General features: G+C 58.2%; 14 protein-coding genes and 7 pseudogenes. 12 read left to right on the top strand and 9 right to left on the bottom strand.

The genetic code is table 11. From position 1 onward, the window contains the following. The first annotated feature begins 1,188 nt into the window (after window positions 1-1,188). The 10 genes and pseudogenes from OH764_RS34495 to OH764_RS34450 form a co-directional block, all read left to right on the top strand. The gene (locus OH764_RS34495; RefSeq protein ID WP_498851433.1) at window positions 1,189-1,818 is read left to right on the top strand and encodes a helix-turn-helix domain-containing protein; all 630 of its coding nucleotides are present in this window, start codon (window positions 1,189-1,191) and stop codon (window positions 1,816-1,818) included. A gap of 38 nt (window positions 1,819-1,856) precedes the next feature. Next, a complete protein-coding gene (locus tag OH764_RS34490) occupies window positions 1,857-2,696 on the top strand; it encodes a TnsB C-terminal domain-containing protein (RefSeq protein ID WP_498851432.1) in 840 nt (279 codons plus the stop codon). A 419-nt stretch (window positions 2,697-3,115) separates the two neighbouring features. Next, window positions 3,116-4,096, top strand: a complete 981-nt coding sequence (locus OH764_RS34485; RefSeq protein ID WP_498851431.1) for a TniB family NTP-binding protein — start codon at window positions 3,116-3,118, stop codon at window positions 4,094-4,096. Continuing rightward, the gene (locus OH764_RS34480) at window positions 4,047-4,628 is read left to right on the top strand and encodes a hypothetical protein (protein WP_498851430.1); all 582 of its coding nucleotides are present in this window, start codon (window positions 4,047-4,049) and stop codon (window positions 4,626-4,628) included. The genes OH764_RS34485 and OH764_RS34480 overlap by 50 nt, the downstream gene beginning before the upstream one ends. 393 nt (window positions 4,629-5,021) lie before the next feature. Continuing rightward, a complete protein-coding gene (locus tag OH764_RS34475; protein WP_498851429.1) occupies window positions 5,022-5,390 on the top strand; it encodes an IS3 family transposase in 369 nt (122 codons plus the stop codon). Between the two features lie 690 nt (window positions 5,391-6,080). Continuing rightward, a complete protein-coding gene (locus OH764_RS34470) occupies window positions 6,081-7,016 on the top strand; it encodes a reverse transcriptase domain-containing protein (protein WP_498851428.1) in 936 nt (311 codons plus the stop codon). A gap of 21 nt (window positions 7,017-7,037) precedes the next feature. Then, a complete protein-coding gene (locus OH764_RS34465) occupies window positions 7,038-7,205 on the top strand; it encodes a group II intron maturase-specific domain-containing protein (RefSeq protein WP_498851427.1) in 168 nt (55 codons plus the stop codon). Between the two features lie 319 nt (window positions 7,206-7,524). Beyond that, window positions 7,525-7,766, top strand: a pseudogene (locus tag OH764_RS34460) (DDE-type integrase/transposase/recombinase); the annotation flags it as partial. A 212-nt stretch (window positions 7,767-7,978) separates the two neighbouring features. Next, window positions 7,979-9,028: an IS110 family RNA-guided transposase gene (locus OH764_RS34455; RefSeq protein WP_498851417.1), complete on the top strand. Its 1,050-nt coding sequence runs from the start codon at window positions 7,979-7,981 to the stop codon at window positions 9,026-9,028. 12 nt (window positions 9,029-9,040) lie between these two features. Further along, window positions 9,041-9,259: pseudogene (locus OH764_RS34450) on the top strand (IS3 family transposase); the annotation flags it as partial. Window positions 9,260-9,268: 9 nt separating this feature from the next. Here OH764_RS34450 and OH764_RS34445 read toward each other — a convergent pair. The 3 pseudogenes from OH764_RS34445 to OH764_RS34435 all read right to left on the bottom strand — a co-directional run. Further along, window positions 9,269-9,535: pseudogene (locus OH764_RS34445) on the bottom strand (ATP-binding protein); the annotation flags it as partial. Window positions 9,536-9,798: 263 nt separating this feature from the next. Next, window positions 9,799-10,880: pseudogene (locus OH764_RS34440) on the bottom strand (IS630 family transposase). A 75-nt stretch (window positions 10,881-10,955) separates the two neighbouring features. Next, window positions 10,956-11,696, bottom strand: a pseudogene (locus tag OH764_RS34435) (integrase core domain-containing protein); the annotation flags it as partial. A 197-nt stretch (window positions 11,697-11,893) separates the two neighbouring features. Here OH764_RS34435 and istA point away from each other — a divergent pair. Both istA and istB read left to right on the top strand, forming a co-directional pair. Further along, a complete protein-coding gene (istA, locus tag OH764_RS34430; RefSeq protein ID WP_498851426.1) occupies window positions 11,894-13,387 on the top strand; it encodes an IS21 family transposase in 1,494 nt (497 codons plus the stop codon). Beyond that, a complete protein-coding gene (istB, locus tag OH764_RS34425; protein WP_498851425.1) occupies window positions 13,384-14,205 on the top strand; it encodes a P-loop NTPase family protein in 822 nt (273 codons plus the stop codon). Before istA ends, istB begins: the two co-directional genes overlap by 4 nt. A 1,296-nt stretch (window positions 14,206-15,501) precedes the next feature. Here istB and OH764_RS34420 read toward each other — a convergent pair. From OH764_RS34420 to OH764_RS34395, 6 genes and pseudogenes are all read right to left on the bottom strand, one after another. Next, window positions 15,502-16,314, bottom strand: a complete 813-nt coding sequence (locus OH764_RS34420; RefSeq protein ID WP_498851424.1) for a methyltransferase domain-containing protein — start codon at window positions 16,312-16,314, stop codon at window positions 15,502-15,504. A 31-nt stretch (window positions 16,315-16,345) separates the two neighbouring features. Further along, the gene (locus tag OH764_RS34415; RefSeq protein WP_498851423.1) at window positions 16,346-17,584 is read right to left on the bottom strand and encodes a hypothetical protein; all 1,239 of its coding nucleotides are present in this window, start codon (window positions 17,582-17,584) and stop codon (window positions 16,346-16,348) included. Continuing rightward, a complete protein-coding gene (locus OH764_RS34410; RefSeq protein ID WP_498851422.1) occupies window positions 17,568-18,572 on the bottom strand; it encodes a polyprenyl synthetase family protein in 1,005 nt (334 codons plus the stop codon). The genes OH764_RS34415 and OH764_RS34410 overlap by 17 nt, the downstream gene beginning before the upstream one ends. Window positions 18,573-19,110: 538 nt before the next feature. After that, window positions 19,111-20,376 (bottom strand): IS256 family transposase, encoded by a 1,266-nt coding sequence (locus tag OH764_RS34405; RefSeq protein ID WP_498851421.1) that lies wholly within the window; start codon window positions 20,374-20,376, stop codon window positions 19,111-19,113. A gap of 143 nt (window positions 20,377-20,519) precedes the next feature. Further along, window positions 20,520-21,429 (bottom strand): annotated as a pseudogene (locus OH764_RS34400) (IS3 family transposase); the annotation flags it as partial. A 37-nt stretch (window positions 21,430-21,466) separates the two neighbouring features. Then, window positions 21,467-22,447, bottom strand: a pseudogene (locus tag OH764_RS34395) (IS3 family transposase). Window positions 22,448-25,389 lie beyond the last annotated feature (2,942 nt).

Genomic DNA, 25,389 nt, shown 5'->3' with positions numbered 1-25,389 from the left:
GCGAGCAGTGGAGGATGGATGGGTTGTCGTCTGTGCCGTAATCACTTTTGCTTCTGCGCGCGAAGAAGTGAAAGTCGGAAATGCTACGCGAAAGAAGAGACTGTCTGAAAGGCCACATGCCTCGGTACTGCCCACCCAACATGTCCGTGAAACAGCGCGACGATCAACTTCAACGTCCGAAGAATCACTGGCGGCAAGGCTTTGCGGCCAATTTTGCCAGCTTTTCTTGGGATTGTTTCACGACTCGGCGCGGTCGGCGAGCAGCTAGCCCGCCTAGTGCTGTCTACGTGTATATGCACACGTAATGACGCAAAAAAACGTAGCGGACGATACGTATTTTGTAGTGAGCAAGCTGACGTGGGAAACCGCTATCACGCCACTGTCAGATGCGCGGATGCCCGGGTCGTTTTGTACCAGATCTAAACATAATCGGGCAAACCGGTACGTTGCCGATGATAAAATTACGTTTCTTGCGGGGATTTAACAACGCACGTCCTCGCGGCGCGCATCGCTATGAAGCCTTCAGTCTGAAGCTCTCGCGACGTCTCACGCTCTACACGCGCCCCTCGCTCGAGCCATGGATAGTGCTCGAGGCGAACCCGGCGGTCGTGACGTTTTGCGAGAGACCAAGGTATGTGCAATTCGATGGCCACCAGCTTCTTGCCGACTTTTGGGTTCGGTATGTCGACCGGCAGGACGTAGTAGTCCTTTACGATTCGCGAGTCGACGATGAGATATCGGATGCATCACGTGCGCTTGACGGCAAAGCGTTGACTATCCGGCGCGTCGCTGCGGGCGAGCTAATTGCCGCACGGGTGTGGGATCGGCAACTGGCAGGGCATGCTGCCGTGCCTCATTGCGAACCGGAAGCTCGTGTTGCCGTCCTTATCGAGACCGATTGAGCGATTTCTCGCTAGGCCCAAACGGTTGGCCGACGCGTTGAGCGGGAGTTCTCCGCGGGCGATCGGTCTTGGTTCGGGCAGCCCCATTCAGCCTGCTGCACCAGGGCAAGGTTAGCGCGCCGGAGCTTCACACGCAGCCCCTGTCGCTGCTGACCTCATTTGTGGCCGCGGGGGCGATCTGATGAGCCGCCTCAACGCACAGTTCGAGGCGGTTGACGTGAGCGCCTGGCCTACCGTTGCCCATACGGAACTCGACGACGCGACGCGGCTCATGTTCGAGAGACGCGTGCAAGCGGTGATGGCGTATGTGCGTGGCGACTCGATCAAACAGATTAAGGACGCGGCGGGCATCAATCGGCGTCAATTGTATCGCTGGCTCGGGCGCGCTATGTTGACGCATCCGGACGGGCGACCCTTCGGCTTTCGCGCGCTGGTTCGCTATGCGCGCACCGCCGATTACATTCGCGTGCGTGACGTGAAGGAGCGCGTCGAGCGGGTAGGGGCGGCGGGCGCATTATCACAGTTGCTGGAACGCTACCCGGCATTGGCGGGCTGGCTGCTGCTACAAATCAAGCAACGCAAAGTGCGGCTTCATCAGTTGCACACGGACGGAGAGTTGCGCACTCGGCTGCATGGTCTGCAGGCGGTACACCAGGATTTTCTGCGCCAATGCCGAGCGGTTGGCCTGAGCGCGGCAGACTATCCGTTTAACACCTCGGGACATGCGATTCGATCGCTCGGGGAACGATTAAAGGCGGAGCTCTTGCGCAGCTTGGCACCGCAGCCCGTTCAGCAGGCGCTTCGCATCTCAAGGGCTTGCCACGTCGGAGCGACGATGCCCCCACGCCTGCGGCGACCCGCCCATATCAGGTCGTCGAATTTGACGGACACCGCCTCGATGTCCGGCTCAAGGTAGTGGTCCATGATCCGCCTGGTATTGAGCACGAGTTCGAGATGGAGCGAGTCTGGCTGCTTGTCATCATCGACGTCTGCACGCGCGCCGTCCTGGGCTATCAGATCGTGATTGCGAGAAAATACAGCCGCTATGACGTGATCAAAACGATCGAGAACGCGCTCGAACCTCATCGACCTCGCAGCTTTACCGTCGCCGGGCTAGACCTCGGACCCGAGGACGGCTTTCCTTCACAACGGCTGCCGGAGTTGGCGTATGTGACCTGGGAATGGATGCGGCTCGATAATGCCAGGGCCCACCTGGCCAGCGCGACGTTGACCGCACTGTGTGAATTCGTTGGCTGCCTTGCCGACGCCGGACCGAAATATAGTCCCGACGATCGGCCGTACATTGAGCGCTTCTTCGGCACGATCGCGACCCGGCTCTCCTCACGTCTGCCTGGTTACACGGGTTCGTGTCCTCGGGATTTGCGCCGGGCACTCGCTGACCCCAAGGGTAACCTGCGCCTTTACGTCTCGCTCGACGAACTCGAGGAATTGGTCGAGTACACCATCGCGAACTACAACGGCACACCGCACAGCGGTCTGAATAACGTGACCCCGCTCGAAGCCATGGAGTACTTTGTGCGTGGCAAGCAGACGATGGTGACCTGGTTGGCGGAATACCATCGGCGCACCCTGTGCCTGCTGCAGTCGGCGCGACGGTGCAGGGTCCGCGCCTATCTGGGGCAGGGCGTGCGTCCCCACATCAATCTCTACAAGGCCCGGTACACCAGCAGGGTGCTGGCAATGAGCACGCATCTCATTGGTCAGGACCTCCTGATCTACATGAACGCAACCGATCTGCGCGGTGTGCGCGCCTTCCTGTCGGACGGCTCGTAACTGGGCGAGCTGCATGTGCAGGGCGTGTGGCGGATGATTCCGCATAACCTCAAGCTCCGCCAGCAAATACTCAACGATGCCGGCCAGCGACGTGGTCGTCGCGGCGTGCCCGAGGACAATCCCATCGAGGCGTACGTCAAACGGAAGCTCGCGGAGGCGAAGAAGAACCGCAAGTCAGCTTCGCAGTTGGCTCATGCAAAGCGATTACTGGCGTCAACCGAGACGGAGCGACCGCCCGCTGGTCCGACCATCTGCCCTCAACCACTGAATCCGGTTGTGTCAGAAGCTCAGGAGCCTGTCGTCGCACCGACGGATGCCCTTGATGCTCCGGCACCTCGTCCGCGTGCGCGACCGCGAAAACTATCGATCGGTACCGGCCAGGTCTTTTAATCCAGTCGTTCACGTTGGGGAGGTGCGCCATGTCGCTTCAGATACCGCGTCCGATCGATCCGTCGCTGCACCCCTTGGCGACCGGCAACTACCGGATTGCCACGCCGGCGATCGAGGCCTTCTATGAACTGGTCGTTCGCTGCCTGCGCTACCGGATCATGGGCGCCTTGATTTACGGTTCGTCTCGCATCGGCAAGACCCGAGCAATAGAGTATGTGCGGTTACTGCTGGCCCGCAACCATCCGCGGACGACGAGCTACCATGCGCAGTGTGAGCACAAGCCTCGGCATGCCGAAGGGCCGTTCTTTGCGAACCTCCTTGAAGCTGTGGGAGACCCCGATCCCAATGGCGGATCCAATCCGGCCAAGCGGATGCGCCTCGCCCTGAGGATCCGCGAGGCCGCGGCTCGAGCGGGCAGCAGTACGGTGTTGCTTTTCTGCGATGAGGCGCAGCGGTACAACGAGAACGAATACGAGTGGCTCCGTGATGTCCACGACGCGTTGGATCGGCAGCAGATCAAGCTGTTCACCTTTCTCGTCGGTCAGCAGGAACTGCTCGCGCAGAAGACCGCCATGGAGGTGGCAGGGAAGACGCAGATCGTCGCGCGCCTGATGGTGGAAGAACTGGCGTTTTACGGCATCCGCAACGCCGACGATGTGGCAACCTGCCTGAACGGATACGATCACACGGCCTATCCGGAGGGCAGCCACTGGAGTTTTACGCGCTTCTATGTTCCGCAGGCCTTTGATGCCGGCTATCGCCTGGCCACGGACGCCGACGTGCTGTGGCAGGCATTCGAGGCGGCGCATCATAAGGCCAATTCGGCGGGAAAGCTCGAAATTCCAATGGAATCGTTTGTACGGGCGGTCGAAATCGTGCTCAAGGACAGCGAGCTCAGGGACCAGCCGGGCTACTGTCCGGAGCCCGTCTTGTGGGAACATGCAGTACGGCATAGCGGCTATGTCCAATCGCGCCAAGCAACTGGACGCGTGCTCGTTGCCGCTCCATAGCGCGGCGATGCCGCGGCCGCTGAGCTTTCCGATTCTCACGCTCGACGAGAGTAAGCTCGCACCGGCGCTCGGCTACCTCTTCTACAGCAAGTGGCTCGATCCGTACGAGTCGCTTATCTCGATCCTATGGAAATTCGAGAAGGCCAATGCGCTGCCTGGCATCGTTGGGGCGCGACTAATAAGGCCGGACATCGATCCCTACGACGGCTTCGCGCCGCAACCAGGCGAAGTCGACGTTGTTCAATTGCACGACGTTCTGGGCCTGCCGACAAAAGCGCTGCGAGCGGCACTGCTCGAGCGAACTGAGCGGCGACGCCACAGCGAGGTGTTCCGCCACTGTCGGCTTTGCATGGCGCGCGGCTACCATAGCGTCTTGCATCAGATCGAGAGCGTGACGCGATGTCCCGCGCATCGTTGTGCGCTGGAGGCGATATGTCGACGCTGCGGCCGTCAAGCACCTCATCACGTTTGCCTACAGCTTCTCGAGGCGCCCTACCGTTGCTCGTATTGCCGAGAGCGCTTCGGTGGTTAAGGGTGGCGGCCCAGCAAGGCTTGGCGGATGCAACTGGAGCAACGCAGAGCCTTCACCCGGCTACACCTTGAGCGTTGCTCGGGATGATGGGAGCGCAGGAGCGAACAGACGCTTCCTGATCGGCTTCGACGCGAATGGGCCGACAGACCTACCGCGGCTCTATAGCGACGCTTTTGCCGGCGGGGGCGGTGACACATTTCCTGCGCATCCGCCAACTCTTTGAAAGCTCGGTGATTTTTTTCGTTTGACGGTTCGCGCGTCGCGAGTGACACATTTCCTAGCGAAATCGAGACACATTTCCTGCAGTCTACGGGAACTGAAGTGATTTACCGCGTGGTAACTCATTTGTAACAGGAGGCCGTACCAGTCAGTCACGCTTGCGGGGTTTTGCATGTGAGCCGCTCTGGCTACTATGCGCGCCGGAGCACCGGGCCGAGCGCTAAAAGGCTGCAGGAACAGGCGCACGTCAAAGCAGCATTCGCCGCGAGCGGCGCGAGCTATGGTAGTCGCCGGGTGATGCATGCACTGCGGGCGCAAGGCCTACGAATAGGCCGTTACCGGGTGCGTGTGGTGATGCGCGAAGCGGGCCTTCGCACCAGCTGGAGGCGCAAGTTCATCTCGACGACCGACAGCAGTCATACGCTACCTGTGGCAGCGAACGTGCTCGACACGCAGTTTGACGTGGCCGAGCCCAATCGCGCATGGGTTTCGGACATCACTTATAGTACGCCCAGCCAGCGTAGCCCGCCCGTTCGGGGGTGAAGTTGCTTGAGCATGTTTGGAATGCAGGACTCCGGAGGAGTTGACGTTGCAGTACCGGGGCATGCCCTTCCTCTGCTGCGAGAGGAAGTGAGCCGAAGCGGCGGTCACTTGCCGACACTGGCAAGGTGACGTAGTCCGTGGGAAACGGCGCTTGTGGCGAAGCGGTTACGCCAAGATGAGCCTCCAGGCTGAGTATGGGACGGTTGAGGAACACGAACCTGTTAAACCGCATCTGAGGGTTGAAATGTCACCCCTGCCCACACCGCTTTACGGGCAGGACGCGAACCGTCGCCGGTCACACGTATGGCCCGGCGGCACGAGCGCTGACTGGACATGTATGATGCGCTTGCCCAGCTTCGAGTAAAGTCGAACCGCTCGAATGCGATCTTCGTATGAGAACATGAACTACCTCCAAGTAGTCCAAGAATTTTTCCGCACCCCCAAGTGGGGAGTATCGATCCGGCGCTGACAGTGGACCGAAGGCGAGAGGGTGGCGGATGGGTCCGTAGTAGGGGTGAAGCCGGGTAACGCCGGTGGAGCGAAGGGACCCTGCTGTTTGTAGTTTCCTCGACAACACGGGAGGCAAGGACGAGATGACAAAGGCGTCCAGCAGTTTGCAGGACCTGAGGCGGGGAATATACGTCAAGGCGAAGGCTGAACCGTCCTGGCGTTTCTGGGGGTTGTACGTCCATGTCTGCAAATGGACGCACTGCGCGAGGCGTATGCGCTGGCCAGAAAGAACAACGGCGCTCCGGTATCGACGGGGTGACGTTCGAGGCCATCGAGGCGCAGGGCGTGGAGGCGTTTCTTGAGCAGATACAGCGCGAACTGATCGGGCGGACCTACGTGCCGTTACGGGCGCGGCGGCAGGAGATACCGAAGGACGGGGGCAAGGTCCGTGTTCTTTCGATTCCAGCTATCCGTGACCGGGTGGTTCAAGGCGCGCTCAAGCTCAATTTGGAGCCGATGTTCGAGGCAGACTTCCAACCGGGGTCGTACGGGTATCGTCCCAAGCGTACCGCGCATGAAGCGGTGCATCGGGTGGCGACGGCGATTGTTCAGTGCAAGACCCGCGTCATAGACCTTGATTTGCGCGCCTACTTTGACACAGTTCGGCATCATCTACTGCTTAGAAAAGTGGCGCGTCGGATCAAGGACGACGACGTAATGCATCTGCTGAAGCTGATGCTGACGGCGTCGGGCAAACAAGGCGTTTCGCAAGGCGGGGTGATTTCACCGTTGCTCAGTAACATCTATCTCACTGAGGTAGACCGTATGCTGGAGCGGGCGAAAGAAGCCACGCGCAACGGGAAGTACATCTACGTCGAGTATGCCCGATTCGCTGACGATCTGGTGGTGCTGATCGATGCCCATCCGCGCCATGCGTGGCTGCTGAGGGCGGTGACCACGCGACTTCGGGAAGAGTTTGCCAAACTGCAGGTTGAGGTCAATGAAGAGAAGAGCCGTACCGTTAATCTGGACCGCTCAGAGAGCTTCGGCTTTCTGGGATTCGACTTCCGTCGACTCCGCAGCGTACAGAGGCAGGTGTGGCGGGCGCACTATACGCCAAAGCTGAAGAAGCGCACGGCGATATTGTGCAAGCTCAAAGAGGTGTTTCGGCGATAGCAGTCGCAGCCGGTAGATCGGGTGGTAGAACTGATCAATCCGGTGTTACGCGGCTGGGTGAATTACTTCGCTGTTGGACATTCCAGCGAGTGCTTCAGTTTCATCAAAGACTGGGTAGAAAAAGAAGGTCAGGTGCCACATGGGGCGCTCCCGGAATCGACGCGGCTTCGGCTGGAAGCGGTGGAGTAGGCGTTGGCTGTATGAGGAACTGAAGCTGTTCAACGGCTATCGTGTTCGTCGTGCAGCCGCACCGAAAGCGCGCCCAGCATGATAGGTCCCATAAATCTTGACATGAAGCAGAGAGGAGAGCGTAGTGCCGGAAACCGGCCCGCTGCGTTCGACGTGGCGGGAACTGGAAACGTGACCATGGTTGCCGGATTGCGGGCCATCGCGAAAGCGGTGGAATCGCCACCGGCGCCTACCGGTGCGCGCGCCAGTTCTCGACCCTACCGGGGAGGAGAGGCTGGGAAATGGCTCGACTACGCCCGGTCTCTTACTCCACTCCGCACAGGGCTGGCTCTATCTGGCTGTCGTGCTGGACCTATAGTCGCGCAGGGTCGTCGGCTGGTCAATGGCCCCGACCATGCCGACTGGACTGGTCATGTCGGCATTGACGATGGCGCTGCAGCAGCGTCGGGACCGATTTTGCATTCGGACAGGAGCAGTCAGTATGCAAGGTAGGACTACCAGGCGTTGCTAAAGCAGCATCACGTGGTTTGCAGCATGATCCGCAAGGGAAATTGTTGGGACACTCAGTCCAATATACGCCTCGAACGCCGGACCGATTGACCCGGGTTGGGATTAGCCGAGTTGCCCTGGCATTGACCTGTCGGTCGGGCTCCGGCGTTCCCCGAGTGTTGCCGGGCCCAGCGTTTGTGACCTGATAGGAGCTTTGTTCTGCACCGTGAGTGTCCTGTCCAGCGAGTGGGATTGGCGATGCGCCCACTACGACGAAAACACACATGGAACAAAACGAAGTAATTCTGGGCGTCGACACGCATCTGGATACGCATGTCGGTGCAGTAATTAGCGAAACGGGAAGGCTCCTAGGAACGCTGTCGGTTTCTGCCGACACGGCAGGATATCTCAAACTGCTGACCTGGGCGAATTCTCACGGTCACCTGTGCCGCGCTGGCGTTGAAGGGACCGGCACCTATGGCGCGGGCTTGGCCCGCGTGCTGCGAGATCATGACGTTGAGGTGCTGGAGGTCAATCGCCCTGATCGAGCCGCGCGTCGATCGCGAGGAAAGTCCGATCCCACCGATGCGGAAAACGCCGCGCGGGCAGTGCTCGCAGGAAGAGCGACGGCGATTCCTAAAGAGCAGTCCGGAGTGGCCGAAGCGATGCGAGCAGTCTCCGTCGCTCGTCGCAGCGCCGTCAAGGCCAAGACACAAGCGATCAATCAATTGCGGGCGCTGCTGGTGAGCGCGCCACAGGATATTCGCGAGCGTCTTCTCAAGACGAAGACCGCACAATGCATTGTAAGTTGCGCACGTCTGCGCTCGTTGGGGACTACCCCCGTCTTGCAGGCGCTGACGACAACGCTGCGATTACTGGCCAAGCGCTGGATTGCGTTGGACGAAGAGCTCAAGGCGCCCGATGCCATGCTTGAGAGTCTGACGACTCAGCATGCTCGACGCCTTCGAGAAAGATTCGGCGTGGGACCGCAGACGGCCGCCGTCTTGATCGCTGTCGCCGGCAACAACCCCGAGCGCTTGAAAAGTGAGGCGGCACTGGCAGCGCTTTGTGGCACGAGTCCCTTGCAAGCGTTATCTGGCAAGACGGTCCGACACCGCCTGAACAGGGGCGGTGACCGATCCGCCAATAATGTCTTGTGGACCATTGCCATGGTGCGTATGCGCAGCGATCCCAGGACACGGGCTTACGTCGAGCGCCGGACAAAGGAAGGGATGTCGAACAAGGAAATTCGTCTTTGCCTGAAGCGCTATACCGTCCGGGAACTGTACCCGCTCATCCTGGCTGATCTGACCGGGTCGACGCGTGCTTCTTGACATAGGAGCATCAATTCGGTGATGGAGAGATTCTTCCTGAACCTCAAAATGAAGCGCGTTTGGCAGCGTCAGTACGCCAACCACGATGAGGCTCGGCGCGATATCAACCAGTACATCGTTGCTTTCTACAATCCGGTGCGCCTGCACTCCACGCTGGGCTATCTGTCGCCCGCCGCCTACGAGGCGAATCCGACAGCGAAAGAACTTATCTGCCTGTCCGAAACTAGTTGACCACGACACTTCGGCGTGGCGTGGTTTTTGTTCGCACTGAGTGTGATAGCTGGTTATCCGGGAATAGTTGTGGGCGAGCAGCAGTCGCACGTATTCGATCGCGCGGGTCTTGCCAATTCGCGATGGGCCGTAGATCAGCGCACCGATGATCCGGTAGTGCAGACATCGGGCCACGAGTTCATAGAACGCCTCGATTGCTGGGGTGGCAATCCGATAATTTCCGGTGGCAAGGGGATGCAGCAACGGATCGACAGGACGCGGTATCTGAAGCGACATGGTGCCTCCCATGCAAACGACGGGGTTAAAAGACTTGCCGGTACCGATGGAAAGTTCCCTCGGCCGCACTGGCGCGCGCGCCGCAAGTTCGACGGCGGTCACCATTGTTGGTGCAGGCGCTGTGTGGGTCCCTGTCGATGCCGCCATCCCGGTTTCCACCGGCCGTGCCGGACCCACGGGCGTGCGCATCGTCGGCGCTAACGCCAGCAACCTGACTGCCTGCGCGATTTCCGTGGCTGCCTTGCGCGTATTTCTGGGCTGCTCTAGTGTTCTGTCCCAGAAGTAACTTTGCACAGCCGAGCCACTTTCTGGAGGATTGAATCGGCGGTCGCGGCCCCTACGAACGGCCGGCCGTGCTGGTTGTAATGCTCGATATATCGTTCGATGCTGGCAATGAGTTGGCGCACGTTCTTGAACGATCCTCGACGGATCGCCTGCTGTGTAATCAGGCCAAACCAGCGTTCAACCTGATTCAGCCAGCTTGAGTAAGTCGGCGTGAAGTGCATGTGGTAGCGCGTATGCCTGGCCAGCCACGCCCTGACCTTGGGATGCTTGTGTGTCGCATAGTTGTCGGCCATCAGATGCACATCGAGACCGGCAGGCACCGCCTGATCCACATGCCTGAGAAACGCCAGGAATTCCTGATGTCGGTGGTGCGGCTTACATTGCGCAATAACTTCCCCCGTTGCCGTATTGAGCGCGGCGAACAGAGTGGTAGTGCCGTGCCGGACGTAATCATGCGTCACTCCCTCGAGATAGCCCAACCCCATCGGCAACATCGGCTGGGTACGCTCCAGCGCCTGGCACCGGCTCTTCTCGTCGACGCACAGCACCAGGGCATTGGTCGGCGGACTCAGGTACAGCCCGACGATATTGCGCACCTTCTCCACGAAGTAGGGATCATTAGATAGCTTGAAGCTTTTGACCGATGAGGCTGTACGCCGAACAACGACAGATATCGGGCCACCGAACTCTTTGAAATCCCTGTCTGCGCAGCAGCGGAGCGCACGCTCCAGTGCGTTGCCCAGTCCGGCTTTTTATGCAGTATCCTCGCAAGCAATTCCGCTACTGCTTCATCATCATGCGTGCGAGGTCGGCCTGGACGGCCTTCATCATGCAGGCCGGCAAGTCCATGGGCAACAACGCGCTTCTTCCAGTGCGTAATTGCGGGCGGTGTTACTTCGCACTGCGTCGCAATTTCTTGACTCGTATAACCGTCAGCGGCCATCAAGACAATCTTTGCCCGGCGCACCAGAGAGTGAGGCAGCGAACGCGAGCGGCTCATTGACAGCAATTGTTCTCGCTCCAGTTCCGACACGACAACCTCGATTCCTTTGCGTCCCATGATCGCCTCCAACTCACCGTGATTCGATCATAGACCAATCTGAATTCACGTAAAGTTATTTCTGGGACAGAACACTAGCTTCGTTTGAACGTAAGCCTCAATTGGATTGGCGCCGACCATCGCGCTTCGATGGCGCTGACCCTTGAGCTTGCGGAGCTCCTCACCCAGTTTGAGGTTGTGCGGCACGACACGCCATGCCCCTTGTGCATCGAGCACGCCCAGTTCGGTTCCGTCGGGAAGGATCGCCCGCACACAACGCAGGTCGTCGGCGTTGATGTAGATCAACAGATGTGTGCCGATTAGACGCGTGCTGGCGGCCAGCACGTCGCTCGTATAGCGCAAACCATGCAGATTGATGTGCGGACGCACCCCTTGGTCAAGGTGCGCTCGCACGGGACAGCAGCGTGCCGACTGCATCAGGCAGAGAGTGCGTCGATGATGTTCTGCGAGCCATGTGATCATCATCTGCTTGCCGCGGATAAAATACTCCATCGCCTCGAGTGGGGTGGCGTTATTCAAGCCGCCGTGGGGCGTGCCGTTGTAGCTAGCGATCGCATGTTCAACAAGCTCTTCCAGTGCATCAAGCGACACATACAGACGCAGGTTGCCTTTCCGACCAGCGAGAGCACGGCGCAGATCGCGCGGATAAGAACCCGTATAGCCCGGCAGGCGCGAAGACAACCGGCTGGCGATAGTACCGAAGAAGCGCTCGATGTACGGCCGCTCATCCGGGCTATACATCGGTCCCGCGTCGATGAGACAACCGACGAATTCACATAAAGCAGTCAAGGTGTCGTCCGCGAGATTCGCTTTTGCGCCTTTACCGAGGGTCAAAATTGAAAATCGAATCGAATTGTGGACCGCGACAATCATGTTGGCCGGTGTAGCGGCAAAGGTCTTGGCCGGTGGGAAGGAGTCGGAGGCGGCGTAGCCGCCGGAGACTTCTCCCCACCGGCGGCGCCGAGTCGGCTGGGCTCTACGATGGCTGATCGAATAAGAAAGCGATCAGCTACATGTCTGGAACCCGCATTACCGACCAACAGGTTCGCCTCTACATGTCCAAACGCAAACATCACTCGCAGGAGATTGCCGCCGCCAAGGCCGGCATCAGTGTCCGCAGCGCCCGGCGCATAGAACGGGACACCGTACTGCCATCACAGAAACCGCGTCGTTACTGGCGTTCCCGTCCCGATCCCTTCGCCGACGTCTGGGATACTGAAGTCGTTCCGATGCTCGCGAACGCGCCGCAACTTCAGGCGGTCACGATCCTGCGCAAGCTGCAGGACGATCATCCCGGGGAGTATCCCGACAGCACACGCCGCACACTCGAGCGACGCGTGCGGCACTGGCGGGCGACGTCCGGCCCACCGAAGGAAGTCTTCTTCCCGCAGTTGCATGAGCCCGGCGCACGCGGCCTGTCCGACTTTACTGACATGGCCGAACTGCGAGTGACGATCGCTGGCGTGCCATTCGAACACCGGCTGTACCACTTCGTGCTCGCGTTCTCGCGCTGGGAATACGCCAATATTGTTGAAGGTGGCGAGAGCTTCGAAGCACTGTCCGTGGGATTGCAAAATGCACTATGGCAGGCCGGGGGATGTCCGCGCGAGCATCGCACCGACAGTCTGTCGGCGGCGTTCAGAAACCTCGCGGACGAAGACGACTTCACGATGCGCTATGCGGCGCTGCTCGAGCACTATGGCATGACCGGGACCCGCAACAATCGCGGCCTGGGTCACGAGAACGGTAGCGTTGAGTCATCGCATCGCTATCTGAAGGAAGCCGTCGACCAGGCGTTGATGTTGCGCGGTCACCGGGACTTCGTTGATCGTGCGGCCTATGATGAGTTTCTGCGCGAGGTCGTCATGCGTCGCAACCGGCGTAACGCAGCGGCGTTCCGCCTTGAGCGCGAACGGCTCATGGATCTGCCGTTAAGGCGTACCACAGACTTCGTCGAGGAAGAAGCACGCGTCACGCGCTGCGGCACCTTCACGGTACGCGGCATTCTGTACAGCGCGCCATCGCGCCTCATCGGTCATCGCCTGAAAGTGCGCGTGTACGGTGACCGGCTCGACTGCTATCTGTCGGGTGCGCTGGTGCATACCACCTCGCGAGGCTCGCGTGGCGGCGACAACCGCCACGCACTGAATTACCGACACTTCATTGAGAGTCTCAAACGCAAGCCACAGGCCTTCAAGGGACTTGCGTTTCGCGATCAGCTGTTTCCGCGTGAGGCGTATCGCCGGACGTGGGAACAGCTGGAGGCGAGGCTGACGCAGCGCGAGGCATGCAAAGTCATCGTTGGATTGCTCGAGCTCGCCGCGCTCGATGGCGTCGAGGCCGTGCTGGCCGCGCGCCTCAACGCGCTGCTGGTTGACGGCAAGCTGCCTGATCTGAAGGCTTTACGCGAGGAGTTCGCGCCGCGTCACGCCGATTGCCCAGTCGTCAATGTTGAGATGCCACCCGCAAGCAGCTATGACGACCTGCTCGGCAAGGAGGTCGCATGAGCGCGCCCGCTTACGATGCCGGCCGTCTTGCCTTGATGCTCAATGAACTGCGCCTGCCGACCATCGCCCGCCTGTGGCCCGAGTTTGCGGAGCGCTCCGACAAGGAAGGCTGGGAGGCCACGCGGCTGATCGGCGCATTGCTCGAACACGAACTGGCCGAGCGGGCCAAGCGGCGCATCGAACGTCATCGTGCTGAGTCGCATCTGGACCCGACCAAGACGCTTGCGACCTTCGACTTCAGCATGGTGCCGATGGTTTCGAAGGCCCACGTCATGGCGCTCGCGACCGGCGATTCGTGGCTTGAGAAAGGCGCCACGGCGCTCCTGTTCGGCCCGCCCGGAGCCGGCAAAAGTCATCTAGGTTCGGCCATCGGACACGCGTTGATCGACGCCGGCTACCGGGTGCTGTTCACGCGTACCAGCGAGCTCGTGCAGAAGCTGCAGGCTGCGCGTCAGAGCCTGCAGTTGCCTTCCGCACTTGCCAAGCTCGACCGCTTCGACCTGATCATCCTGGACGATCTGTCATATGCCCGGAAGGATCAGGCCGAAACCAGCGTGCTGTTCGAGCTGATTGCCGAAAGGTATGAGCGCCGTAGCCTTCTGATCACCGCCAACCAGCCGTTCTCGGGCTGGAATGACGTGTTTCCTGATCCCGGCATGACCGTCGCTGCAATCGACCGGCTCGTCCATCATTCGACGATCTTCGAGATGAATGTCGAAAGCTACCGTCGTCGCACCGCCAGCGACAAACAGAACAGCAGGCGCCGACAATCATCCGGCGACAATCAACAACAAGGAGCGACAACCATGACCGGATAACGACCGACAATCATCCCGGTCGACCGGCCAAGATGGTTGTCGGTAAACCGGCCGTGCTGCTTGACGCTGTCCAGAATTGCGAAACTCAGTGCAGTGGTTGAGGACGTACGGGTTGCGGTAAGTTTCCCTGACGCCCGAACACTTTTCTTTGTCCGGTGCATCAAACTTTTTTCTTGAGTTGCAGCCGAACGAGCGCGGCGACAAATGCTTCTTTAGTTCTGGGCTCTGCGTCTGGTGACCGAAATGGGTTGGGTCGGAGATTTGATCGACTTAATTTTGGAACTGCTTTCGGCGAATTTGCTTGCTCTTCGGGTGTCATGCTCAAGGGTTCGGTTGAAAAGCGACCCTTGTCAGCCCCGTCGAGATCAAGAATCGTGGTTGGCTTTTGCGAACCGGCATGGAGCCGCTGGGGTGGGCGGGCCCACAAACTGGAGTCAGAGCTTGAAGAACTGGATGCCATGCGAGTCTCAACAGACCTTTGGGAAAGACTGGAAAGAACACCTGTCGTGGTGTGGTTAGAGCACCGCTGTTCGGTTTTCTCCGGTTGCCCATCGGAGGGAGCATCGACTAAACCCGACCGGCTAAGCGATGAAATAGACCGCGTAAAGTTGCTGGACATCTTGGTTCCCACGGAACGATTAATCGGCTATGCTGCGCAACATCCCTCACAAAACACCTCTGCATCATCGCGGTGCTTGCGATCGAAACTGAAGGGGCAACACAGCAGCTGCTGTTAGCGGATCAAACGCCCCGCTCGAAGCTATAAAACCGTACTCCTGCGGTCGACAAGCCAACCGCCCACTAATGAACTTTCGACATATTATGCGAAGTAACTGTGAATGGCGTGGCCAGACGGTGGCCGAGAAGCGCGTGGCCACATCAGGCGGCCGGAGGATACGGCTACTGCTAAAAAAAGCACTAGGAAAAGAGTTACGCAGTTCTCTGGGATTAGGGTGGTTTTTGACGTCCGCCCACTGCGGGCATGGGCCAAGAGTCGACTACCAACGGGATCAGTGCCTCGTGCAGCCAGTCCCGGACGTGGGCAGCTCGCCAGTCTTTTAGACGCCGCCTGCAATGCGCTGCATCGCGTCCGGGGGATAAGTCTCAACCGATTGGCAGCCGCAGGTCTCCTAGACGGCCGGGGCGAAACGATCTCCGGTCAAGACGTCGCCGCTGCGACGGTTACAGTCCAGCCGTTAGTTGAGCGGGAGAGGACTGAGCCGAGTAGCAGGCTCTGATCCGCAGCTTCTAGCAAGCGCGCAAATATGTGCTCCCGATCCGAATGAGACAGTCGCGTCAACCGCGCTGCTTCAATCCAACGACCGTGTAACCCGTCAGGCAGCATGCGAATTGTTTCTGCTGCTCAGCATCCAATAAAGACTGTAGCCAAGCTCGCGCGTTCGAACGACTCAAAAGTCCTGCGCGCACCGCCGCAGACGCAAGTTCGCCAAAATGGAAGAGGTGAACAGCCATATCAACGTCGGCTATTTCTAGTGGTTCCGCCAAGATAGTCTCCACTTGCAACCCATTCTCCTCGAACATGATTTCAAGCCGGAGATCGATCCGTTGACTTGAGGCAGAAGAGTCTTGAGCATGTTCCAGCAAGATCATGGTGGTTTCTTCATCGCCGCCAGAAACGTGGAGCGACTGCCAATCCGGTTCGCCAACAACAACACGTCCGTCGGGGCGAGTGACGCGAGAAACCTCCTGCATAACACGAACCGGTTTATCCAGTATATGCAGTAATCGATCGACTCGGCAACAATCAAAGTGCTTATCCGGGAAATTCAGCTTATACGCATCGCCTTGTATAAACATTAGGTGTGGATAACACTCTGCTGCGTAGCGCTTCGCATGCTGAATCATGGTTTGGCTGGAATCAACACCAACAACTTTTCCGTTCTTCCCAACCTGCTCAGCCAAGTATTGTGCGTCGAACCCAATACCACAGCCTAGATCGAGGGCATATTGTCCGTGCTTCAAGCGCAGAAGGTCACAACTCCTCTTTTTAATCGCTCTAACATCAGCAAGACTGTAGGCTTTTTCCAGAAACTCGACACAAGATCGACCGCCGTAAGCGTCGACTGCATCAAACCGCGGATAGCGCATGTATCACCTTCATTAACAGTAATCGATGTTTCTACAAGTCAACGCTGAAATTTCTAGCCAGTCGTTGTTGCCATACGTCGCGAAAAACTCCGTATAAGAAAACCAGTATAAATACGCTAGCTAAACTTGTCGCGGCTATGCGACTAAATCTTTCGCCGGCGATAAGATGCAACACAATGTTTAAATTTGAGTAGACGACGCGTGACATATACAAAGCCAGTCCGCCGATATAAGCGAACGAAATAAAACAATAGCCCGCGAATATTCGATTCTGTTCCAAGATCAGGATGCGCCACCGCTCTGGTCCCGCTATCCACCTAAGAAGCCATTGAATCGACCTCCTTCGTAGATTCGGACACTTGACAATATCCACAAGGATGAAGTAGCCGTCGTACTCCAGCAAGGGGCACAAGTTGAACAGCAAACGTGCATAGCAAATAGCACTATAGAGCATGACCGTGCTGCCTAATCCTTCGCCTTTCCACACAAATGTGGCGACGATCGTTGCGGCTCCCGCAACTACAAATTCCACGGCTGGCCCCGCTCCGGTGACGAGCATGCGCTCCGCACGTTTTCCTAGCCACATGTCGGACGTATCGACAAAGAGAACCGGCCCAGACCAGAACAGACCAAAACCGACCCCGCCAAGCCTACGTCGGAAGTGCTTCACTGCCAACCCGTGCATGCATTCATGAACACAGATAACTCCAAAATCTACGAGTCCAAGAGCAGGCAGAAACGACGGATGTATTGCAAATTCGCTTTCAATCGATGCGAAGAGAATTAGGCCTACAATGCCGACTGTTAGTGCGATGAATGCAAATATTTTTGTAAAGAGCAGATGCCCCCCAAAGCGGTACAGCCTGTCGAACAGCCAGTTTCCGCGCATGAAGTGAACGTCCCATGACAGTGGATGGGACCAGCGAAGACGAAACATGCGCAGGCGCACCTCGCAAGTTGGCGCATTGCTTAGAACCGTAAAGTTCGATCGATGCAAACGCGCAACCACTTGCAGAACCTCGGGAGTTGTGGCCTCCGGATGAGCGCAAATTACGCGCTCGACCACGTCTTTCAAAATGCGCTCGCCGTCAATCGCCCGCCAAACGGTTAGCCCAAGTTCAGTAAGCAAAAAATAACGCCAATGTGTCGCATCTTTTAAGATGGCGGCTGCGCCCTGTGCATCGACATCCAAATGCAATTCGACTCCGGGAGCTTGTAAAAGCGTGGCTCTCCACCCTTGTTCGTCGGAACGGTTATTGATCGACGTCATGCAGAGAAATGTCCGATAGCAAATTCGAAAGAGCGCGAGCACCCAAAACCTCGGGCAACAATTTCTGCAAATGCTTCCGAGCCCGAATACAGTACATCTCTTTGCGAACAAGAGTCTTGCGAAGTGCACCGGAGTCTCTTAAGCGCTCCCTTATGAGAAATTGGGAGGAAGGATCTTTCGGATAGCTTTTTAACAAGCCAACCATCACCTCGACTTCGTCGACGTCCTCATCTTGAAAGTAGATGGCGAGCGGGAGAGTGAATATCTCCGCCGCAAGGTCGCGACTTTTAGCCGATACGAAGAGATCGACGAGGTCCGAACGAATTTGGCGCGCAACCCCTAGTGCCTCGCCGAAGGCCTCAAAGTGCACCGCTTGAGAGGAGGTTGCTCCAGCCAACGACGCAGCCATCTTCGCGTACAGAGCCCGGCGTGCGCCACTTTTCCCGATGATCCCCCTTTCGACTTGGGCAGGCGTCGGGCACATACGCGTCGTGCCTGCCACATCTAGAAGTTGACCGTGCGCGATCCGCGCCATTCCCGAGCTGAGGAGATGAGATAACGCGGCACGCTGCTGTAAAGAACAATCCAGCTCGTCTAGCGCAATGCGCGGCAAATAGCTTATAAGACTAGCCGCAGCGGTCATTACTACTGGTTTAGAATAAATCGCAAGCGACGAACTAAGTTCATCGTCCATCAAGTGGTCAAGAACGTAGATACCTGTCTCCAATAACGTCAGCACCACGGCAAGTCCTATCTCGTCCTTGGCGGTGGCGCTCACAGCGCGCATAATCAGCAAAGGGAGGTGCACCGACACAGGCATAGAATCCGGTCGATCGCGTGAAAATAGTGGTGCCTCACCGAGACTCGTCATAAGTACATCCCGCTGCATATCGTCGAGACTGTGCCGATAGATCAAGTCTAGGATGCGCCTTGAGACTGCCTCTGCGCTATTGAAAAACACACTGTTGAAGACCGTTGGAGAAGACATCACACCAAGTTCCCTTGAGCGGTTGCACTAGCAACTACAATTGATGCGACTGAAGATACGGGGCACTCCAGCCGCACCGGATACTCAACGGTCAGCAGTAGGAATTGGACCCCCCGCCACTGCCTTCGCGTGAAATGCGCGCTTCGAGTTGCTGATCAGATCCAATGCCGTCGACGACAGCCTGAGCCTCTGCTTCGTCCATTAGATCGTCGAAAGATTGCATAATCAAAGACTGGCTTGCATTATCCATTTTTGTTCCCAAAAAAGTTTGAACAAGGAATGAGAATCAGAAGTCGCACACACTGTTTATTTGCCCGCGACGAGACCAATGCTAGTAAAACACCGTGAACAAAACAAGCTTCGTAGGCGATGAGATTTTGAGAGCTTCGCTATGCGAAACGTATCTTCGCGGGATGGTCGTTTGGGGGACGTACCATCCTGCTTCATATCAGCCTCACCCTATTCTTGGAGTTGCTCCTGCAACTGAGGACAGAGATACGGTCAAGTCTGGTGTATGAGCGGTTGATGAACAGCGACGTCAGGCGGCGAGTTTCTGCTGACCGGGCTGATCGTCTTGCACCGGTTCGCCGTCCTTGAAGGCAATGCCTTCCAGCAATAGCGTGATCTGTTCGGGGCCGTTGATGCGCCGCCATGTTTTCTCGGCTTCCTCGATCAGCTTAAATGCCAGACCCAGGAAGGTTGGTCGCGATACGCACTTGCGTGTGCGCGTAGTACGGTGGCGCACGGTCGCGAACGTCGACTCGATCGCGTTTGTCGTTCGCAAATGCTGCCAGTGGTCGGCCGGGAAGTCATAGAAAGCAAGCAGGCTTTCGCGATCCTTCTTCAACGTCTCAGTAGCCTTCGGATACTTTGCCGCATAGATCGTCACGAACCGATCGAAGGCGGCATGCGCGTCGGCGCGCGTCGCGGCCATCCATATCGCTTGCAGATCTGCTTTAGCTTTGCCTTGCTGTGACTTCGGCAGCGCGTTCAGGACGTTGCCCACCTTGTGAAACCAACAGCGCTGGCCTCGCGTCGCGGGAAACACTTCCTCCAGTGCGGCCCACAAACCCATTGCTCCGTCGCCGACTGCGAGCAACGGACCGGCCTGCAGGCCACGCGATTCCAGATCGAGCAGCAACTCCTGCCACGACGCCTTCGACTCGCGATACCCATCGCCGATCGCCACACGCTCCTTGCGCCCGTCCGGCTTCACGCCGATGATCACCAGCAGGCATTGCCCGTCTGAATTTTCGCTTCGCAGCCCGGTGTGAATACCGTCGACCCACCAGTACACATAGCGCGACTTCGACAGCTCACGCCGGCTCCAGTTCGCATGCTCGTCGGCCCATTGGGTCTTCAGGCGACTCACCACATTCGCCGACAAACCCTTCGCATCCTCGCCCAGCAGCACGCTCAACGCCTCGCTCATGTCGCCCGTTGAGATTCCTTTCAGATAGAGCCACGGCAACGCGGCACTCACACGCGGCGACTTGCGCACATACGGTGGCACGATCGATGAATTGAATTTCACGCCTGATCCTGAACGATCGCGAACCTTGGGGACCTGCACCGCAATCGGGCCGGCCGCCGTCAATACCTCGCGCTCCGGCAAATAGCCATTGCGCACCACCGCGCGTTGCCCGTGCAACGTCTTGACGTTTTCGAACCGCTCCAGCAGCGCCTGCAGCTCTGCTTCGATCGCCTGTTGAATCACCTGACGGGCTCCGTGACGGACTAATTCGTCCAGGCCCAGACCGCTTCCTGATAGACCGATAACCGCTTTTTCCGTAAACTTGCTCATGGTGGATGGTTTGTTGTTTGCTGGTTTCCGACTTCGACAATCAGATTCTCAGCTAAAACCTCCACCGCCTTCAATCGCCCGCCTCAACTCCCCCGTACACCAGACCAGATCCGAGCATATCTCCTGAGGACACGCGGACACCGTTAGATTGATGACTGCGCTGCGCGCCTGAACCCGCGAGGCAAGCGATATTTCAGTGCTTTGTGCGGGAGGCGCTCATTGTAATGTTTAAAAATAACGGCCAGACGTGAGAGGGCTGTTGGCGCGGCAGGCTTATCCATATAGGCTACGTAATTTTGCTTCATGGTCTTCACGAACGACTCGGCCATCCCGTTGCTCTGCGGCGAGCGCACGGGCGAGGTCAACGGCTGCAGGCGCAGTTCGCGCGCAAAGCCGCGCGTGTGATGGTCGATGTAGGCCGAGCCGTTGTCCGTCAGCCATTCGATGGTCTGCGCGGCCTGCGTAGTGCCGAAGCGCTGTTCGACGGCAGCCAGCATCACGTCGCGCACCACGTCGCCGCTATGGCCTCCCGTTGTCGCAGCCCGGCTAATCGCCTCCCGGTCGCAGCAGTCCAGCGCGAACGCTACGCGCCGCGGCGTGCCATCGTCGCACCGGAACTCAAAACCATCGGAGCACCAGCGTGTATCGCTGCGGTCCACGGCAACTCGACCGTCATGCCGCCGCGTGTCTCGCCGCACGCCGGGACGACGCAGCAACAACTGGTGCTCCACGCATAACCCGATGCACCCGCGTGGGGTTGATGCACGGCGCGCTGGTCTGTTCTCGACTACGGCGCAGCAGTGCCCAGATGCGTCGGTAGCCGTAGGTCGGTAGGTGCGCGACGTGGGCCTGGATTTCCTCGACCAGTTCCGCGTCGTCGGTCGGTCTGGCGCTACGACGATATTGCCAAGCCGACGAGCGAGCCCATTTTGCTGCTACACCAGAGCGCGCCACGCCGAAGACTTCACAGACCGTTTTCAATGGTCGTCCCCCGGCAGCAAGGGCGAGCGCGCAAGCAGGTTTTCTTGAGCGGCCCCATTCCACGGCTTCCTGAGCTTCCCTCGGTTTTTCGCCTTCCAGAGGACCGGGGTTATGCAGCCGTATCCGTTGTCCGCTGAGCCGCAAGCCAGTCTTGCATGAACTGAGTTGGCGACGTGAAGCCGAGCGATGAATGACGACGACTGCGGTTGACTGCCTCTATCCGAGTGGTGCAGCGCGCCGGGCGCAGGCCGGTGCCGGAACCATGCCATCGTCAACGCATCGGTTACGAGCTCCGCCGTCATACGTGGCTTGACCGACCAGCCCACAATCTCCCGATTGAACAGGTCCAGCGTGACCGCCAGATACAGCCAGCCTTCATCCGTCCAGATGTACGTGATGTCCGAGGTAAACACCTGGTTGGGCTCGGCCGGCGTGAACTGTCGGTTCAATACGTTCGGTGCGACCGGCAGCTTGTGCCGAGAATCGGTTGTCACGCGATAACGGCGCTTGTGGCGGGCTCGGATTCCGTTGGCGCTCATCAGCCGCTCCACACGTGCTTTGCTGGCCGGAAAGCCGCGAGAGCGCACCTCGTCGGTCATGCGCGGCGAACCGTAGGCGCCTTTGACTTTGGCATGAATCGTTCGAATCAACGTGAGCAATTGGGCATCGGTGAGCCGTTGTCGCTCAGGCGTGCCGCCGCGCTTCCACGCGCGATAACCATTGACGCTTACTCCAAGGACCTCGCACAGCGCCGACAGCGGATAGTGCCGGCATTGCGTGTCAATCCAGGCGAACTTCACAGGAGGTCCTTCGCGAAGAACGCCGCCGCTTTTTTTGCGATTTCCAGCTCCATTTGCAAGCGCTTGTTCTCCGCCCGCAGACGCGAGAGTTCCATCTGTTCCGCCGTGACGACCTTCGCGCGTGGGCCGTTCAACTTGCCGGCTTCCGAAGCTTTAAGCCAGTTGCGCAGCGTCTGTATCGACATACCCAATTCGCGGGCCACGGCGCTCACGCCTTGCCCGTCCTTGACTCGTTGCACGGCAGCTTCCATGAATTCCGCCGTGTACACCTGGTGCGGTACCTTGAACATTTCTTCTTTCCTTCCTTTCGGTCGAGTTTATACGCGACCTGCTGGAAGGCGAAATTTCAGGGGAAGCTCATCCTTCAGGATTTCGACCTCCGTCGTCTTCTATATGGACGCCTCCGGCTTGCCAAGGATGTGTTGCGTTGTTGAACAGATATGGGCTGCGGTTTCGTACATGGCCTCGTCCCGTTTGCCAAACAATCTGTTCTACAGCAAGCAGGTAAAGGATTGCATATATACATTCGGCCTACTGATGGCACGGTTGTGCGTGGCCCCAATGGATTTCGCCCGGCGACTCCTACATATATCCACGGCTTCGCGATCCCTAAGACTGCGCAGGTTTTGTCACCGACGGTCCGACCTGTTTGCCATTGAATCAGATCACTTGTGCAACCGATGAAGATGAATCTACTGCGTTATCCGATCGATGCTCTGTTCATACCGGCGGGGCATACGCCAGATTGCGTGCGAGCAATGCCCAGATCGTCCTGGCAGTTGCTTGATGAGAACCAAATCGCCGAACAGCGCGTGAACAAGCGCGTAGCAGTCTACGAAGTTCGAGCGCCCGACTCAGACGGCAGTGGCGCCTAAAAGCCGAACCGTCCCTGGCGCCTTTATGCGGAAGACCGGATTGGGCTCCTTAACGGCGAAAGTTCACAACTGGAGGCGTCATGCTTCGTGTCGCACCGCAATCGTATGAGGGGGTAAGGCCGCAGGGTCGCCGCTCCAGCCTCCCCTAAGAGCCGTACGTGCAAGTTTCCCTGCATACGGCTCAAGCGTTCCAAAGCCGCACACGTTTGTGCAACCAGCGGCACTTAACTGGCGCCTGCGCATTGCCATGCCAAGGTCCTCCCGCTGCAGCGGAGGGCGCAGACATCGCGAACGATGCTCTCTCAGGACGTCCATGGAGTCACTTGGGAGTTCGTTAACATTCCATGTAAGGTATAACTTAGACGAGGTTCGCTCGCCCTGGCGTTGCGTCAGGTGCGGCGGGAAGCTACGTTCGTCGGAACTCGCGCTTTATGTACGCTGGCGATAAAAAAGTTACCGGCGTTCTGAAACGAGATCAAATGGCCAGAACGGGCCGCGTACCCCCGGTCTGAGACCATTAGAGCAGTAGCCCGACAAGGTTGCGGAACGTTGTCGGGTTTGCAACTTGTACCAGTCATTGACGCGTTGCTGGACCAACGACCGCGATGGCCGGCAAAGCAACGGTCAACTTCGCGAATCGAATGGCCGTTTGCAGGGGCAGAGCCGACGCGTTGACGTCCGGTTGACGATGCGGACCAGTAACCCTTCATGTCCGCATCTGTCCGTTGCGGACAGTGTTCGTGACAGTTTCCGGGCTCTGTTCTGTTGCGCCGATACCATCGGTGCGTAAGCCGCGCCAGCCGTAACGTTGATGCGAATGCTAACACCACAAAGGCACCGCCCGGGCTGTAGTCGACCTTACACAGCAGATCGGTCAGATACAACGTGGGGAGCGCGACGAGCGGGTGATAAATCGCGCGACTAATCAGGTTTTCCATTGGTTTCTCGCAGTTGCTTGTCTACAAAAGCGGGCAAGTCGTTTTTCACGCTTCATCCAGCAAAAGCGGATCGCAAGAGCAGTATCGCCGCGTCGGTTGATCGCTGGCCATCACGGTAGACGGCGGGGGACACGCGCTGCTGATTGATCTCCTTCAATGAATTAGGTCTGGTACTGGGCAATCGGTTGGCTTGCACGACATGTCGCTGCCTAAGCTGCCGAAATAGGATGTACGAAAGCTGACCGGTCCGACGCAGAAAGGAATAGAAACATGACTTTGACCCATGCCGGCAGTGCCTGCCGCTTCTCGCGGTCCCACGGCGCTCGAACCAAACATGCCGGTTCCAGTGCCACTTTCAGGTTGTTCCTTAAGCTGAGCCGCATGTTGCGTAGAAACGGGGCTTTGACGTCCGGCTACGACGTGTCGGTCACGAAGTGCAGTCCGTTGTCTTCTTCATGGATCAGTTTCTGACAGATTTCCGAGCAGGTCCTCTGTTGGGGGGATCCGTTGGAATCGATGCCTGCTGACGCAAAGCACGATTAAGGAAAAGCACGGCATATAAAGCCTGTCCATTTTGGGCTCCTAAATTGATTACAGCGGAATGCAAACTGGATACTTCCTGGGACTCAGAAAGTCTGGCTCTACCCAGCCGGAACTCCTCGGGCCGCTGCTGGGCTGCAGCATCCATCGCGCAAACCTGCGTGAGCCGCGAGGGCAAATGAGATCCTGTTCAGCGCTCCACGTACACAGCGTATGCAACAAGAAGACGGAAATAAAATATATCGTTCGCATACAACCTATATCTGTGACGCATCTCGCACAAACGTGCATGTGGGGCTGTGCCTGCAAACGTAGTGCGAGTAGCGCGGCGCGCATGCGCGGTGTAGTCCGGCTAGCGTAGTTTCCGGGAATTGCAGTCATGGTGAGCTGTACCCCAATTTTTTAGCGTTTTTCGATGGCGCGCAGGCGGCGTTAGTGCGAGACTGAGCGCCTGCGCGTCGGCCAGCCTTTGGTCAGGCGGGGAGTCGGCGAGCTGATGTGATAACGGCTTAGACTAGTGCTGTTCGAGTGCCGGCCGAGAAAGCAGGCGCTGCTGACCGATGCGCGGTCTATCTAGTTCCGCTATGCTGAGCGGATTTCGTGCCGCGCGGTGGCATGGAACTGCGGGAAACTCGCCGGTCCGGCGCCGGGCATATGAAGATAAGCGCCGGCGCGACGGTAGGCGCGGACGTCGCGCCTAGTTTAGTTGTCGGTAGATTTCCTTTGGGGTTACGTGCGACGGACGTCGACAACGATTGCGGATGCAACGCCAGTCGCCCTCGGCTTTCCGAACGTTCTGACTGTCACCGACTCCACGCAAGTGAAAGCCGGTACGTGCAACCATGCCCTTTGCAATCTACTTCAAGCAAGAGGCCGTTC

Source organism: Burkholderia sp. M6-3 (genome assembly GCF_050858985.1).
In the GTDB taxonomy this organism is placed as follows: Bacteria; Pseudomonadota; Gammaproteobacteria; order Burkholderiales; family Burkholderiaceae; genus Paraburkholderia; species Paraburkholderia caledonica.
The sequence above is the reverse complement of the archived record's forward strand: the minus strand, read 5'-3'. Positions and strand labels throughout refer to the sequence as shown.